14 protein-coding genes, 1 tRNA gene and 1 pseudogene are annotated in these 14153 nt (G+C 64.6%); 9 read left to right on the plus strand and 7 right to left on the minus strand.

Annotated features, from left to right (window positions below; genetic code table 11):
* Positions 1 to 67 precede the first annotated feature (67 nt).
* From pheT to MRS60_RS07265, 3 genes are all read left to right on the plus strand, one after another.
* The gene (gene pheT, locus MRS60_RS07255) at positions 68 to 2497 is read left to right on the plus strand and encodes a phenylalanine--tRNA ligase subunit beta (RefSeq protein WP_105390705.1); all 2430 of its coding nucleotides are present in this window, start codon (positions 68 to 70) and stop codon (positions 2495 to 2497) included.
* A 72-nt stretch (positions 2498 to 2569) separates the two neighbouring features.
* Positions 2570 to 2956, plus strand: coding sequence for an integration host factor subunit alpha (locus MRS60_RS07260; protein ID WP_040144036.1), 387 nt, complete (start codon positions 2570 to 2572; stop codon positions 2954 to 2956).
* A gap of 57 nt (positions 2957 to 3013) precedes the next feature.
* A complete protein-coding gene (locus MRS60_RS07265; RefSeq protein ID WP_131948519.1) occupies positions 3014 to 3430 on the plus strand; it encodes a MerR family transcriptional regulator in 417 nt (138 codons plus the stop codon).
* Positions 3431 to 3511: 81 nt separating this feature from the next.
* Here MRS60_RS07265 and MRS60_RS07270 read toward each other — a convergent pair whose 3' ends face one another.
* Both MRS60_RS07270 and MRS60_RS07275 read right to left on the minus strand, forming a co-directional pair.
* The gene (locus tag MRS60_RS07270; protein WP_243565471.1) at positions 3512 to 5722 is read right to left on the minus strand and encodes a hypothetical protein; all 2211 of its coding nucleotides are present in this window, start codon (positions 5720 to 5722) and stop codon (positions 3512 to 3514) included.
* 354 nt (positions 5723 to 6076) lie between these two features.
* Positions 6077 to 6229: a tyrosine-protein phosphatase gene (locus tag MRS60_RS07275; protein WP_243565472.1), complete on the minus strand. Its 153-nt coding sequence runs from the start codon at positions 6227 to 6229 to the stop codon at positions 6077 to 6079.
* 256 nt (positions 6230 to 6485) lie between these two features.
* Between MRS60_RS07275 and MRS60_RS07280 the strand changes: the two genes are divergently transcribed.
* From MRS60_RS07280 to MRS60_RS07295, 4 genes are all read left to right on the plus strand, one after another.
* Complete coding sequence (locus tag MRS60_RS07280; RefSeq protein WP_034184016.1) at positions 6486 to 7199, plus strand: class I SAM-dependent methyltransferase; 714 nt, start codon at positions 6486 to 6488, stop codon at positions 7197 to 7199.
* 160 nt (positions 7200 to 7359) lie between these two features.
* Positions 7360 to 7436: transfer RNA gene (locus MRS60_RS07285), tRNA-Pro, on the plus strand.
* A 140-nt stretch (positions 7437 to 7576) separates the two neighbouring features.
* Positions 7577 to 8785, plus strand: a complete 1209-nt coding sequence (bamC, locus tag MRS60_RS07290; protein ID WP_034184017.1) for an outer membrane protein assembly factor BamC — start codon at positions 7577 to 7579, stop codon at positions 8783 to 8785.
* A gap of 545 nt (positions 8786 to 9330) precedes the next feature.
* Entirely contained in the window at positions 9331 to 9621 is a 291-nt protein-coding gene (locus MRS60_RS07295; protein ID WP_175749332.1) for a putative quinol monooxygenase, read from the plus strand.
* Positions 9622 to 9662: 41 nt separating this feature from the next.
* On the opposite strand, the gene MRS60_RS07300 is transcribed toward MRS60_RS07295, so the two are convergent.
* The 3 genes from MRS60_RS07300 to MRS60_RS07310 all read right to left on the minus strand — a co-directional run bounded on the left by MRS60_RS07300 (position 9663) and on the right by MRS60_RS07310 (position 11278).
* A complete protein-coding gene (locus MRS60_RS07300; protein WP_034184019.1) occupies positions 9663 to 9920 on the minus strand; it encodes a hypothetical protein in 258 nt (85 codons plus the stop codon).
* A 136-nt stretch (positions 9921 to 10056) separates the two neighbouring features.
* The gene (locus MRS60_RS07305; RefSeq protein ID WP_034184020.1) at positions 10057 to 10341 is read right to left on the minus strand and encodes a hypothetical protein; all 285 of its coding nucleotides are present in this window, start codon (positions 10339 to 10341) and stop codon (positions 10057 to 10059) included.
* A 220-nt stretch (positions 10342 to 10561) separates the two neighbouring features.
* The gene (locus tag MRS60_RS07310; protein ID WP_105393022.1) at positions 10562 to 11278 is read right to left on the minus strand and encodes a YdcF family protein; all 717 of its coding nucleotides are present in this window, start codon (positions 11276 to 11278) and stop codon (positions 10562 to 10564) included.
* A 157-nt stretch (positions 11279 to 11435) separates the two neighbouring features.
* On the opposite strand from MRS60_RS07310, the gene MRS60_RS07315 reads away from it, so the two are divergent.
* The gene (locus MRS60_RS07315) at positions 11436 to 11753 is read left to right on the plus strand and encodes a hypothetical protein (protein ID WP_006495354.1); all 318 of its coding nucleotides are present in this window, start codon (positions 11436 to 11438) and stop codon (positions 11751 to 11753) included.
* A gap of 194 nt (positions 11754 to 11947) precedes the next feature.
* On the opposite strand, the gene MRS60_RS07320 is transcribed toward MRS60_RS07315, so the two are convergent.
* Both MRS60_RS07320 and MRS60_RS07325 read right to left on the minus strand, forming a co-directional pair.
* Positions 11948 to 12199, minus strand: a complete 252-nt coding sequence (locus MRS60_RS07320) for a hypothetical protein (RefSeq protein ID WP_105393023.1) — start codon at positions 12197 to 12199, stop codon at positions 11948 to 11950.
* Positions 12200 to 12400: 201 nt separating this feature from the next.
* A pseudogene (locus MRS60_RS07325) lies at positions 12401 to 12796 on the minus strand (transposase); the annotation flags it as partial.
* A gap of 431 nt (positions 12797 to 13227) precedes the next feature.
* Here MRS60_RS07325 and MRS60_RS07330 point away from each other — a divergent pair.
* Complete coding sequence (locus tag MRS60_RS07330) at positions 13228 to 14130, plus strand: LysR family transcriptional regulator (RefSeq protein WP_243565473.1); 903 nt, start codon at positions 13228 to 13230, stop codon at positions 14128 to 14130.
* Positions 14131 to 14153: the final 23 nt, after the last annotated feature.

Raw genomic sequence — 14153 nt, forward strand, 5'->3', positions numbered from 1 at the left:
CACGCCCCGACGGACGATCCGATGGGGCCCCGGGCGTCGATCTAACCTGTTTCGAACGTAGACATCCATGCAATTCCCTGAATCCTGGTTGAGAACCTTTGTCGACCCGCAGCTCACGACCGACGAACTGTCGCACGCGCTGACGATGGCGGGGCTCGAAGTCGAATCGCTGAGCAAGGCTGCGCCGCCGACGTCGAAGATCGTCGTCGGCCGCGTGCTCGAAGTCGTCAAGCATCCGGATGCGGACAAGCTCAATGTCTGCCAGGTCGACGCCGGCACCGGCGCGACGCTGAACATCGTCTGCGGCGCGCCGAACGTGGCGCCCGGCATCAAGGTGCCGGTCGCGCTGGTCGGCGCGGAACTGCCGCCGGCGGAAGAGGGCGGCAAGCCGTTCGCGATCAAGCTGTCGAAGCTGCGCGGCGTGGAGAGCCAGGGGATGCTGTGCTCGGCGCGCGAGCTGAAGTTGTCCGAGGATCACAGCGGCCTGCTGATCCTGCCGGAAGACACGCCGGTCGGTCAGGACATCCGCGAGACGCTCAATCTCGACGATACGATCTTCGAAATCAAGCTGACGCCGAACAAGGCCGACTGCCTGTCCGTGTTCGGCATCGCGCGCGAGACGGCTGCGATCACCGGCGCGCCGCTGACGCCGGTCGACATCCGCCCGGTGCGCGTCGAGCTCGACGAAACGCTGCCGGTGCGCATTGCCGCCCCGGATCTGTGCGGCCGCTTCTCGGGTCGCGTGATCCGCGGCGTGAACGCGCATGCGAAGACGCCGCAGTGGATGGTCGAGCGCCTCGAGCGTTCGGGCCAGCGCAGCGTGTCCGCGCTCGTCGACATCTCGAACTACGTGATGTTCGAGCTCGGCCGCCCGTCGCACGTGTTCGATCTCGACAAGATCCACGGCGGCATCGAGGTGCGTTGGGGCAAGCGCGGCGAATCGCTGAAGCTGCTCAATGGCAATACGGTCGAACTCGACGAAACGGTCGGCGTGATTTCGGACGCCGCCCAAGTCGAAAGCCTGGCCGGCATCATGGGCGGCGACAGCACGGCCGTCACGCTCGACACGACCAACATCTACCTGGAAGCCGCGTTCTGGTGGCCGGACAGCATCCGCGGCCGTGCGCGCAAGTACAACTTCTCGACCGATGCGGCGCATCGCTTCGAGCGCGGTGTCGATTACGCGACGACCGTCGAGCACGTCGAGCGCATCACGCAGCTGATTCTCGAGATCTGCGGCGGCAAGGCCGGCCCGGTCGACGATCAGTCCGTGAACCTGCCGCAGCGCGCGCCGGTGAAGATGCGCGTGTCGCGTGCGAACCGCATCATCGGCGTGAAGATCGGCGCCGACGAGATCGCCAGCATCTTCACGCGCCTCGGCCTGCCGTTCGAGCGTGAAGACGACGCGTTCCTCGTGACGCCGCCGTCGCACCGCTTCGACATCGAGATCGAGGAAGACCTGATCGAGGAAGTGGCGCGTATCTACGGCTTCGAGAAGATTCCCGCGCGTCCCCCGGTCGCGACGAGCGAAATGCGTGCGACCAACGAGACGCGGCGCTCGATCCACGACATCCGTCATGCGCTCGCTGCGCGCGACTATGCGGAAACCGTCAACTTCAGCTTCGTCGATGCGGAGTGGGAGCACGATTTCGCCGGCAACGACAACCCGATCCGGCTGTTGAACCCGATCGCGAGCCAGCTTTCGGTGATGCGCACGACGCTGTTCGGCAGCCTGATCGCCGTGCTGCGCCACAACCTGAACCGGCGCGCCGATCGCGTGCGCGTGTTCGAGTCGGGCCGCGTGTTCCTCGCCGATCCGTCGGTGAAGGCCGGCGAGCTGGCCGTCGAGGGTCATTCGCAGCCGAAGCGTGTCGGCGCGCTTGCGTACGGTCCGGCACTCGACGAGCAGTGGGGCGCCGCGACCCGCCCGGTCGATTTCTTCGACGTGAAGGGCGATCTGGAGGCGCTGCTCGCGCCCGCGGCCGCACGTTTCGTGAAGGCAGAGCATCCGGCCCTCCATCCGGGCCGCAGCGCGCGCATCGAGGTCGATGGCCGCGCGGTCGGCTGGATCGGCGAGCTGCACCCGCGCCTGATGCAGAAGTACGAGCTGCCGCACGCGCCGGTGATGTTCGAGATCGATGCGGACGCGCTGATTGCGCGTGCGCTGCCCGCGCCGACCGACGTGTCGAAATTCCCGCCGGTACGTCGCGATATCGCCGTTGTCGTCGATCAGGCGGTCGAGGTTCAGGCACTTTTCGACGAAATGAAGAAGGCGCTTGCCGAAGAAGCCTGCCGATTCGTTCAGAAGGTTGTACTCTTCGACGAATTTCGTGCAAAATCAAATACTTCCGGTGGTCTTGCCGCGCACGAGAAGAGCCTTGCCTTCCGCGTGACGCTGCAGGACGCGGCTGGCACGCTACAGGACGAGGTCGTCGATCAGGCGATCCAGACGCTGGTCGAGCGGATGGCTCGTGCCGGTGCGCGCCTGCGCGGCTAAGGAGAGGGCCCGCCCGCTTGCGGGCGGCTTTTTCCCATCGTAAGTTTTGATTCAACGCGCTGTATGGCAGATATGAACGACATGACCTCGAGTGAATTCGAAGCCCTCCTGACGGCGCAACGCAGCGCCATGAACCGCGACGCTTCGGCGCCGGCGTCCGCCGAGACGCCCACGCTGACGAAGGCGGAACTGGCGGAGCTGCTGTTCGACAGCGTCGGGCTGAACAAGCGTGAAGCGAAGGACATGGTCGAGGCGTTTTTCGAGGTGATCCGCGACGCGCTTGAAAACGGCGAAAGCGTCAAGCTGTCGGGGTTCGGCAATTTCCAGCTGCGCGACAAGCCGCAGCGTCCGGGCCGCAATCCGAAGACGGGCGAGGCGATTCCGATCGCGGCCCGCCGGGTGGTAACCTTCCACGCGAGCCAGAAGCTGAAGGCGCTGGTCGAAAACGGCGCGGAGTAAGCCCCGCTGACGTCTCCGCGCGGCCGCCGCGCACCCTTTACCGACGGTTAACCGACGATGACCACCACGGTTGAGAAAGTCGTTTTGCCTCCGATTCCCGCGAAGCGCTACTTCACGATCGGCGAAGTCAGCGAACTGTGCGGGGTCAAGCCGCATGTGCTGCGTTATTGGGAACAGGAATTCACTCAGCTGCGGCCGGTGAAGCGGCGCGGCAATCGTCGGTATTACCAGCATCACGAAGTGCTGCTGATCCGGCGGATTCGCGAATTGCTGTACGAGCAGGGATTCACGATCAACGGTGCACGCAATCGGCTCGATTCGCCGAGCGGCGGGCGGGCTGCGGCGGAACCGGTCGAATCCGCCGAGGAGCAGGCCACCGACGCGCGTGTGCCCGGCAAGCCGGGCGCAACCGTCGACGTCGTCGCGTTGCGGCAGGCGCTGCTCGACGTGATCGACGGACTGAAGCACGACTGAAGCGCGAAGTACGAGGACGAAATGAAAAGCCCGGTTGGCGAAGCGCCACCGGGCTTTTTTCATGCGTGTCGCGCGCGCGGATCAGCGCGACGCGAGTGGGTTCTTCTGTCCCATGTCGACGACCAGCGTGCCGTCCGGCAGCATTCTCACCGAGCCCTGCGCGACCTGGCTGCGGTAGCCGTACAGGTCGAAACGCATCGGGCCGGCCTCGGCCGAATTCCGGATCAGCGCGCGCACGTTCAGTTCGAGCACGTTGAACATCTTCATGTCGCCGCCTTCCATCCACATGTAGCTCGGCGCATCGATCTGCGGCCGCTTCGGCGCGGGCGCGCCCGCCGCCCGCCGGAACGTGAGGCGCAGCCCGTCGCGCTCGACCGTTGCCTGCCCGAGCTTGCCGTTCAGCACCGGCGGCGGGAACACGGTGTACTGGTCGAGCACGAGCGTGTCGCCGCGCAGTTCCGCGCCGCGACGCTGCAGCGGCGTCAGCGAAGCGAGCTCGATGCCGAGCGAGCGCAGCAGCTTCGCCTGCGGAATGCCGAGCACCGACACCTCGGATGGCTTGAACGCGAGGTGCCGGTCGTCGAGTACCGTCAGCGAGCCCTTCATGTCGGTCGGCAGCCAGACGCCCGGCACGTGATTCCACAGCTTGATGCCGCCCTGGACGCGCAGGTTCTGGCCGTCCGCACTGAGCTGCAGGTCGTTCAGCGAACGTGGCGAGTAGTCGAGCAGGTAGTTGTTGAAGAGCGCGGACATCGCCTTCCACGACTCGACGACCGTGCCGCCGAGAATGCGGATGTCGTACTGGTTCGGATCGTCGAGGTCGACGGGCTCGACGGGCCGCTTCGACACGAGTTCGACGTCGAGATCTTCGACATGAAAGCCGATATCGCCAGATAGGTTGAAGTCGACGTTGCGCAGATGGATCGTCGGGTTGCGGTTCGACACGTGCCGCTCGTTGAACGGCGTGGTCGACGTGCGCCGCATCGCGACCTTCTGCATGCCCGGTCGTGCGGTGTCCGCCGCGAGCGCGTAGGCTTCCCAGTGCTGGCGCACATCGCGCAGCGCATTCTGCTGCGCGGCGAGGAAGCTGTCGTTCAGGCGTGCGGCCGCATTGCCGAGCAGCGCGCCGCTGGCGGGGCCCGTGTACGAAGGCATGCGGATGGCCATCGCACCGCTTTCGTCGAAATTGAAGTAGCCGGCCGACACCTGGTCGCGATAGTGATACAGGTCGAACACGAAATTCTGGTCGCGCTTCGTCGAATCGACCGGACCGATCAAAATGTCGGCGTTCATCGGCATCGAGCGCATGAACTTCACGTCGCCGCCGCGGATGACCATCGCCTGCTGCGGCGCGTTCGCAGGCATCGCGAAGCCCGCATGCGTGCCGTCGTCGAGCGTAAGGTCGAGGCCGGCCGGCGTCACGCGCAGCGCGGTGATCGTGATTTTCAGGCGCGGCGGCGGCATCAGCTTGTCGACCGACATCACGAGGTCGTCGCCGGCGAGCTGCGCGATCGGCGTCTGGACTTTCAGCAGGTCGGCCATCTTCACGTTGGCTGCGCGCATCACCGGCTGCGCGTTGATGCCCGACACGCGCACGCCGGTCGGGTGGAACACGAGCTGACTGCCGTCGCGGATCGCGAGGGTGCCGGTCAGCGAGAACGGCACCCAGCCGTCGCGCTGCATTTCGCCCTGCAGGTGGATCACGCCGTCGCCGGCCGACACGGCGAGCTTGCGCAGCGGTGCGTTGCGGTAACCGAAGATATAGGTATTGAAGAGGGCGGTCAGCTTCGCGTTGTCGAGCGTGACCGTGCCTTCGTGCACGTCGATCTCGAAGCTCGTCGGATCGTCGAACACGATCGGCGCGCCGGCCTGCGTCGGCACGAGCGTGGCCGACAACTGATGGATGAAGAAGCCGAGGTTGTTGACGATGCGGAAATCGACGTCGCGCAGGAACGTCATCGCGCCGTTCTGGCCCGAGTCGCGCAGCGTGAACGGGCGCGGTTGCGTGAGGCTGATCGACGCGAGCGACGGCACGGTGCGCGCGATCTGCTGCTCGCGGGCGAGGCGTTCGGCTTTGGTGCGCTCGATCTTCGTCGACGCGACCGACGCGTTGCCGGCGCGCTGCGCGGACGATTCCGCACAGCCGGTGCAGAGCAGCGCGAGCGCCAGCGCGCCGCAGCCGAACACGCGGGCTGTATTGTGCGAGACCGGGGCGGCCGCGCGTCGCGGGCCGGAAATCCAGTCGAAAATTGCCAAAGGCGAGCGATGGCCGCGCCGGACCGCATTCCGCATCGTCTGTCTCCATGTCTTGTCGTGATCGACGGCGGCGTGCGCCACGGCACTGCACGGCGCGAGCGTCGATGCCGTGCAGTGTGTCATAGCGCGCTAGAGCGGCGTTACCAAACAACGGGCGCCCGGGCACGGCGAGCCGACGGGCTGCGGGGCAATGGATTCGGGGTGGCGGGGCGGCCGGATCAAACGGTCGTTTGGTTTGTGCGGGCCCTCGGCCGACGTGTTTCTGGACGAACGGGCGAATCCGCTGCCAGCCTTGGCCGGCGCGGGTTTTCACCGGATTCGCGACGCGTCGGTCGAGGCGGTCGAAGCAAGCGGGCGATCCGGCCCCGTCGTGCTCGCCTGCGGGGCCGATCAGACCAGCATGCGCCGCCGGATTGCGTTCAGCGTCGCCTGGTCGAGTTGTAGTCCGTTCACGATGTACGACGTGATCGAGCCGTACGACGCGGTGACCTGATCGAATGCCGCCCGCAGATAATCGGCGTGCGCGCGTTGCAGCGCGGTCATCATGCCCGCCGGTTTTTTGAGCCTGGGCGGCAGACGCGGCAATTCCGGATGCGCTATATACGTTGGTCAGCAGGTAGTCCGCGAAAATCGTTTACCGACAGAGGCCGAGGATCGTATGCAGAATCGCGGTCACCCCCAGCCGGTGCGATCCTTCCCGGCCGTGCGGCGTCGACAGGTACGATCGGCGGCAACGGCGAGGTAAGATCAGCTTTATGGCTGTACGGATCAAAACACTTGGCCATCACGGGGAAGCGTCATGGATCTGAAGGAAGTCGACGTATTGGGTGCGGGTGTGGGCGATCACTGGTACTACGCGTCGAAGGCGAGCGCGATCCGTCGATTCCTGGGCGGGGCGGGCGCGAACCGGATACTCGACGTCGGTGCAGGCTCCGGCTTCTTCTCGAAACACTTGCTCGAACGCACGCAGGCGACTGAAGCGTGGTGTGTCGATACGAGCTACGCCGACGATACCGACGAAGAGACGGCCGGCAAACCCATCCACTTTCGACGGTCCGTCGAGCGATTCGATGCCGATCTCGTTCTGCTGATGGACGTGCTCGAGCATGTCGACGACGACGTCGGGCTGCTGGCGCAGTATGTGAAGGGGGCGCCTCCGGGCAGCCGGTTCCTGATCACGGTTCCCGCGTTCCAGTTCCTCTGGAGCGGCCATGACGATTTTCTCGAGCACAAGCGCAGGTATACGCTCGGCGGTCTCGAGGATGTGGTTCGTCGTGCGGGGCTCGACGTCGAGCGCGGCGCCTATTACTTCGGCCTCACGTTTCCGCTTGCTGCAGCGCTGCGGCTGGGCGAGCGGGCGCGTCGGCATCCGCGCGAGCCGGCGTCGCAATTGCGCCGGCACCATCCGCTCGTCAACGGCTTGCTCAAGACGATCTGTCGCGTCGAGTTGCCGATGTTCCGGTTCAATCGCGTTGCGGGCCTGACGGTCATCTGCGTTGCGCGCAAGCGGTGAATGCGATGCGGGCGCCGTGCAGTGGGAGCGCAGATCGCGCCAGCATGCGCGGCTTCACTCGTATCGGCACCGTCACGCCAAAAAATTTCACAAGAACATTCACAAAATGCATGCGACCCGATTCTAAATCTGAAAAGTGTCTGTTATACTTTTCTTCTTTCGGGGCGTAGCGCAGCCTGGTAGCGTACCTGCATGGGGTGCAGGTGGTCGGAGGTTCAAATCCTCTCGCCCCGACCAGACAAGAACCCGCGTCAGTTCATGCTGACGCGGGTTTTTTCTTGCCGGTCGCTTTTTTGCACATCGCGGCGCGGCCCCGGTAAAATGCAAGGTTGATCCACGGAAAGCGCCGTGATTTAGCGGAAGAGGATTCCCCGAACATGACTGATCTTCGTCTTACCATGCGGTTCGCTGCAGTGCTCGCCACTGGCGCGCTCGTCGCCGGTTGCGGTACGTCGTCGCCCACGAAAGTGGACTACAAGAGCGATTCGAAATCGAAGGAAGCGTCGCTCGCAGTGCCGCCCAACATGCTCGACGAGACGGCCGATCAGCGTTCGCTGCCGCCCCAGGGCGGCGCGACTTCCCTGTCTGCGCTTCAGCAGGTCCAGCAGGCGGCGCCTGCGCTGGACACCGTCGCGCCAGCCGTGGCCGGCATGCATATCCAGCGCGACGGCACCGAGAGCTGGCTCGTGATCGACGGCAAGCAGCCGGCCGCCATCTGGCCGCAGGTGCGTCGTTTCTGGCAGGAGCAGGGCTTCCTGCTCGTCGTCGACCAGCGCGACAAGGGCGTGATGGAAACCGACTGGAACGAAACCCATCCGCAGATCAACGACGGCCTGATCCGCAGCGTGATCTCGAAGGCAATGGGCAACTCGTACGTGACGGCCGAGCGCAACAAGTACCGCACGCGTCTCGATTCGGCACCGAACGGCGGCACCTACGTGTTCATCAGCCAGAAGGGGATGCGCGAGGCGATTACCGGCGCGAACAACGACTCGAGCAAGTGGGAACCGAAGCCGAACGATCCGGCGCTCGAGACCGAATACCTGAAGCGGCTGATGGCCGTGCTCGCGCAGAACGAGCAGCGCGCGAAGAACGGCGAGCCGCCGATCGCGAACATCAAGGACAACGCGGTGCCGAAGGACAAGAAGGCCGACGCCGACGCATCGTCGAAGGCTGCCGCCGCGATCGCCGCGCAGAATGTCTCGCGCACGTCGGCGCAGGGTAACGATGCGGCCGACGCGGCCGTGCCGTCCGAAGTCACGCTCGGCGAGCCGTACGACCGATCGTGGCTGCACGTCGGTCTCGCGCTCGATCGCGCGAACTTCACGGTCGACGATCGCGATCGCTCGAAGGGGTTGTATTTCGTGCGCTATGTCGATCCGAAGGACCTGAGTTCGGCCGAGCAGGGCTTCTGGAGCCAGCTGTTCCACGGCAAGAAGGAAAAGCAGGCGAAGCAGTACCGCGTCAACGTGAAGGCACTCACGGCCGACCAGACGCGCGTCGCGGTCGTCGACGATTCGGGTTCGATCGACACGTCGTCGCCGGCTCGTCAGATCATGGGGCTGCTCGTGAATCAGCTCCGCTGATCCCGACGCTTCTCCGCATCCGTGCAAAGCCCGCCGAATGGCGGGCTTTTTTTATGGCCGCTCGCCGGCGTGCGGCTTGCGTGCGCATGTGCGAAAGGTTCGGTCCCTCATCGTGACGTTACGTAACATCCGTGCGTTACGGCGGCAGAACACGTGTCACATTGTTGTCGACCGAAAAATTGTCCTTATGAATCAATGGTATGACCGGTGTTCGACGCTTGGCACGCAAACTGCTTTATATGTTGGAATCGTTAGAGCAGGGAGGATGGCGTCAGATGCCGGGCGTGCGTCGCGAGCGCTCGATCAACGGTCTCGACGTTTTCAAATGCCGGCACGACAAGTGCCGGCGCAACTGATGACGATCCGTGCGCCAGCGCGCGGATCTCGATGGCCCCGTCGCCTATCCTCGTAGGGCGACGGTTTCGCCCGCGCTTCTCCGAAGCGCGGGCTATTTTTTTGGCCGTCGTGCAGTGCTGCATCGGCGTGGCCGATGCGCGATGCGTGATTCGCGTATTCTCGGAATTTTCTGGATGAAGGAGTCGGGAATGGCGGAAATAGCAGTCGTGGCGCTGATCGTCGCGAAGCCGGGCGCCGAGGACAAGCTGCGCACCGCGCTCGAAGGGATCGTCGAGCCGACCCGCAACGAAGCCGGTGCATTGCAGTACGACCTGCACCGGGATCTGAAGGAGCCCGTTCGGTTCGTGTTCGTCGAGCGCTGGGAGAGCGAGGAGGCGCTGGCCGCCCATGCGCGTTCCGCGCACATTCTCGCTTATCGCGAAGCGGCCGCGGACTGGATCGAAAGTGCCGAAATCCGCGTGCTGTCGAAGCTCGTCTGAGCAGGGGGGGGCGACCGGACGTGTCCGGTCGCAGTAGCGCGTCAGTGCGACGTGCCGGGTACGTCGAGGATCAGGATGATCGTCCAGTCGGCGTCGCCGTCGTGATGATACTGGCGCTCGGCGACGATGAACGGTTGCTGCTTGCCTTGCGGGCCGAGGAAGAGCACGTCGCCTTCCATCGGCAGGCACTCGATCGGCGGCAGCGCGAGGAATGCGTCGGCCGAGCCGCGGGGCATCAGTTGCTTGATCTGGCGAGTGGCGGCTTCGGTCCACTCGATGTCGAGTTGAATGTTGCTCATGCTGTCCTCCGCACCGGGGTGCGCACGGGTGGAAAATTTCGGTGCGCGACTTTAGCACAGCGCGCGGGCACCGCAACCAAAAAAGCCGAACCCGGTTGCCCGGATTCGGCTTTTCGCTTGTGCGGTACCGCCGAACTTACTGGCTGGCAGCTTCTGCCGGAGCGGCCTTGGCAGCCTTCTTGCCGGCCTTCTTCGCAGCAGCCTTGTGGTGAGCAGCCTTCTTGCCGTGGTGATGCTCTTCCTGCATCGCCGGCTGAGCGGCTTCGGCCGCTTGTTGCTGCTGCAGCGCCTGTGCGCGCTGCTCGATCTCGGAGATCTTGGCCGGATCGGTAATGGTCTTGATTTCCGTGCTCTCTTGCGCATACGCTGCGCCAGTCAGCGCCGACATCGCTACCAGGATAGCCAGGGACGTCTTCTTCATTGCTTTACCTCCGCTAAGTGGTGATGAACCCGAATGTTGCCGTTTTGTCTGGCGACTGCAAACGAGTGCGTGTCGAGTGTAACAAAAGTGACGGATCAATGTGCGCCGGATCGTGGCGCGACGCAAGGCCGCGTTGAAGTCGCGCAACACTTCGCGCACTTCGTCACGCGCCTGCCATCCTGGGCAGTACTGCCATTCCGCTCCCGTTTTCGCGCAGTCGTCAGAACCATCCGAGCCATCGGTAGACGTGGAATTGCGCGATGCCGACCAGCTCGTGCAGCGCCTGCTCGGCGTTGGCCACGTTGCGCCAGCGTGGCAGCCAGCCTGTTTGCGCACGCCGGCGATTCGCATAAACGGGCTGCGGATCGATGCCGAATCGGCGGAAATCGAGCAGGGCACGGCGCATCTGATACGACGAGGTGACGAGAATGCGTGCGTCGTCATACTGTGGGCGTAGTATAGACGCAGTGAATTTCGCGTTTTCGTAGGTTGTGCGGCTGTTCGGTTCGAGAACGAGGTCGCCGGGGGCGACGCCTTCCTCGATGAGCTGGCGGCCGTATACGGCTGCCTCGGTTTCGCCGTGATGCTGCGGGTCGCCGCCCGACATCAATACGGTGCAGCGCTCGGCCTGCTGCCGGCACACGCGATAAAGCGCCGCCACCTTGTGGATGCGCGCGATGCCATCGGGCGGCGGCTGCAGCCCGGAGTCGGTGCGGCGCGTGCCGGTGCCGAGCAGAATCAGCGTGGTTCGCCCATGCATGTCCGGGTGCTCGACCGGCACGACGCCCGCCTCGCTCCACGCGATCAGCGGCGCGGTGAGCCAGCCTGTCGCGAGCAGCCAGAACAGCGCAACGGCGGCGATCGAGATGACTCGTCGCCGCTTGCGGCAGAGCATGAAACAGATGAAGAGAAGTACAAATGAATCGAACAGAATCAATTTGATTGGGGTATGGTGTCTTTTTATGGACGGCTGACGATCCGGCCCTGAAGCGACGCCGAACGTCGGCCTCCAGAATCGGTGGCGGTATCGGCGGGCGGAGACCCTGCCCGGCGCACCGCTTCGCATTGTCGCTGCACTTTAAGAAAGAATCGAGATGGCCACGTATTCCAACGAAGCGGTGCTCGACGCATTGAGACGAGTGCAGTACCGCCAGGTACCGTGGGCACGCCGCCCGGGCGTGTTCGAGTATCTCCGTTCGCTCGGGCTGATGGACACGGTCAGGCAGAAGACCGTTGCCCCCGCGCCGGGTTTTCACGCACCGGTGGACATCGCCGTGCTGACCGACAGTGGTCGAGCCGAATTTTCGCGCCTCGAGCGCGACGAGAAATTACTTTCCTGGACCGATCGCCGCATGGACGACTACGCATTGAGCGAAGCCAGCGCCGTGGCGATTCTCGAAAGCCGCCTGTAGCGGCGGACCATCCGCCTCGGGCGTCGCCGCGCAAGCCGGCGACGTCAAAAAAAAGCCCGTATCGCGAGGATACGGGCGTACCGGATACTTTTGCTGTTGCCACGCTGTGCTCATGGCAACGATGTGACTCGTCGCATGCGGCGCAGTTCCCGAAAGCGGGCATTTTCTTCGACGATATCCTGAAATTGGCAGGACTACGGATGACGCGGCATGTCGGACGGCTGCGAGCCGATGCGCGCACGCGCATTGCTGGCGATGTCGCCGCGCAGGTCGCCGCGCGGCACGGTTTGCCGGCCGGACGGGGCTGCAGACGGCGGCTGGCGGAGAGTATTGCGGTGATCCTGCTGGCGATGAGGCGGTTTTGCGCGATCGTCGGCGTGAGCTGGAGCGGTCAGCGCCAGGGAAATGACAATGCCGCATGCGACGAGCAGTGACATTGGTCTCATGGCGGGGCTCCCTTCAAGCCGTCGGTGCGGCCTGTTGATATTTCGCTAAGGTAAGCGTGGGAGTGCAGGCTTGCTGTAAATATTGGTAAATAGTTGTATCGCGGCACGACAACGGTATTCGACAGCAACGCAGGCGTCGCGAAAAGATCGCGTCGCGGAAAGAAACCGGGCGGCCGAAGCCGCCCGATCGAGCATTCGTTACGCCATCTTGACGGGGGCGCGCCAGGATTCCGGATTGGTCCAGAAGGCGCCGCGCAGCCGGTCGCGGCTCGGCGGTGCGGGCGGCTTCGCGGCGCTTGCGCCGATGCGCCCGCGCAGCGAGATCTGCCGGCCGCTCGTGCCGAGTCGCTTCACGATTTCGGCGAGCGTGCCATCCGCCTGCCATTCGTCGAAGCGACGGCGGCAGGTCGGCGGCGACGGATAGCGGCCCGGCAGCTTCGACCAGCCTTCACCCGTCGACAGCACCCACAACACGGCGTTTACCACCGAGCGTGCTTCCACTCGGGGGCGGCCGCGCCGCTCACTCCGTGCGGGTTCCGAGCAAAACAGACCTTCGACCAGCGCCCACTCGTTATCTCTCAAATCGTCGAACAGCATCATGTCCTCACCTCAGCGAAGCTAACTCCGGTGCGCTGCCCTGCGCCGCGCACTCTTCAAGCACTCGATCGTCGAGTGCCGGGTGGGGGCGTCCGGTTGGCCGGCAGCGGCGTTTCTGCCTTTCCATCCGACGAAACCTACGCCCTGTGCGCCAGGTAATGCACGAAGCGTGCCACGTCGGAGGCGAATCCCTCGAGAGCCGCTTGGCAGCGAGCTAACGGCTAAGTCAGCTAGGGGCGTATAAGACGCCAAAATAACCCGCCAGCAAATCGGGACAATCACCAATCTTGTGCAGTTCGCCCGTGCTGCGTGCGTTTGCTTGTGTATTGCACCGCAGCGAAACATGTGCGACCGGTGCCGGATTCGCGCATCGAAGCCGGATTCACGCATTAAAATCGTGCATCGATATCGACGATTGATGAGGTCAGGAGATGAACGTCACGCTGCGCCAGCTTCGCGTATTCATCGAGGTAGCGCGGCTCAAGAGCTTCAGTCGCGCGGGCGACGAGATCGGGCTCACGCAGTCCGCGGTCAGCCGCTGCGTGCGGGAGCTCGAGGCCGAGCTTGGGCTGAAGTTGATCGACCGCACGACGCGCGACGTGCAACTCACCGACGTCGGCGCGAACCTGATCGCGAGCGTGTCGCGTCTGATCGACGATCTCGACGACACGCTGCGCGAGATTCGCGAGATCGGCGAGCAGCGCCGCGGGCGCGTGATCGTCGCGGCGAGCCCGACGATCGCCTGCAGGCTGATGCCGCGCGTGGTTGCATCGTGCGAGCGCCAGTTTCCGTTCGTGACGCTTGGCCTGCGAGACGACGTGCAGAGCGACGTGCTGCGCAAGGTGAAGTCGAGCGAAGTCGATTTCGGCGTCGTGATCGGGCCGCTTACGGTCGCCGATCTCGTCTGCGAACCGCTGATGACCGATTCGTTTTGCCTCGTCGCGCGTGCCGATCATCCGCTCGCGGCGCGTTCCGAGGTGCCGTGGACGGCGCTGGACGGCGAGCGCCTCGTGCTCCTCGATCACGCGTCGGGAAGCCGGCCGCTGATCGATGCCGCGCTGGCCGCCCATCATGTCAATGCGACGGTGATGCAGGAACTCGGGCATTCGGCGACCGTGTTCGGGCTCGTCGAGGCCGGCGTCGGCGTGAGCGTGCAGCCGTGGCTGTCGCTGCCGCTGCCGACCGGCTCGACACTCGTCGCGCGGCCGCTCACGCCGCGCACCGAGCGCACGGTCGAACTGGTGCGCCGCCGCGACCGGTCGTTGTCGCCCGCGGCGCAGGCGATCTGGGAACTCGTGCGGCAGATGCCGGCGAGGGCGGAAGACCTCGACTGACGTGCGCGGAAGCGACGCGGCCC

It is taken from the genome of Burkholderia pyrrocinia, assembly GCF_022809715.1.
GTDB classification, from domain to species: Bacteria; Pseudomonadota; Gammaproteobacteria; order Burkholderiales; family Burkholderiaceae; genus Burkholderia; species Burkholderia pyrrocinia_C.

Bases quoted from the DNA above. Each gene is read 5' to 3' on its own strand.
- pheT (WP_105390705.1), top strand. From the start codon at position 68: ATGCAATTCCCTGAATCCTGGTTGAGAACCTTTGTCGACCCGCAGCTC.
- MRS60_RS07260 (WP_040144036.1), top strand. From the start codon at position 2,570: ATGAACGACATGACCTCGAGTGAATTCGAAGCCCTCCTGACGGCGCAA.
- MRS60_RS07265 (WP_131948519.1), top strand. From the start codon at position 3,014: ATGACCACCACGGTTGAGAAAGTCGTTTTGCCTCCGATTCCCGCGAAG.
- MRS60_RS07270 (WP_243565471.1), bottom strand. From the start codon at position 5,722: ATGCGGAATGCGGTCCGGCGCGGCCATCGCTCGCCTTTGGCAATTTTC.
- MRS60_RS07275 (WP_243565472.1), bottom strand. From the start codon at position 6,229: ATGACCGCGCTGCAACGCGCGCACGCCGATTATCTGCGGGCGGCATTC.
- MRS60_RS07280 (WP_034184016.1), top strand. From the start codon at position 6,486: ATGGATCTGAAGGAAGTCGACGTATTGGGTGCGGGTGTGGGCGATCAC.
- bamC (WP_034184017.1), top strand. From the start codon at position 7,577: ATGACTGATCTTCGTCTTACCATGCGGTTCGCTGCAGTGCTCGCCACT.
- MRS60_RS07295 (WP_175749332.1), top strand. From the start codon at position 9,331: ATGGCGGAAATAGCAGTCGTGGCGCTGATCGTCGCGAAGCCGGGCGCC.
- MRS60_RS07300 (WP_034184019.1), bottom strand. From the start codon at position 9,920: ATGAGCAACATTCAACTCGACATCGAGTGGACCGAAGCCGCCACTCGC.
- MRS60_RS07305 (WP_034184020.1), bottom strand. From the start codon at position 10,341: ATGAAGAAGACGTCCCTGGCTATCCTGGTAGCGATGTCGGCGCTGACT.
- MRS60_RS07315 (WP_006495354.1), top strand. From the start codon at position 11,436: ATGGCCACGTATTCCAACGAAGCGGTGCTCGACGCATTGAGACGAGTG.
- MRS60_RS07320 (WP_105393023.1), bottom strand. From the start codon at position 12,199: ATGAGACCAATGTCACTGCTCGTCGCATGCGGCATTGTCATTTCCCTG.
- MRS60_RS07330 (WP_243565473.1), top strand. From the start codon at position 13,228: ATGAACGTCACGCTGCGCCAGCTTCGCGTATTCATCGAGGTAGCGCGG.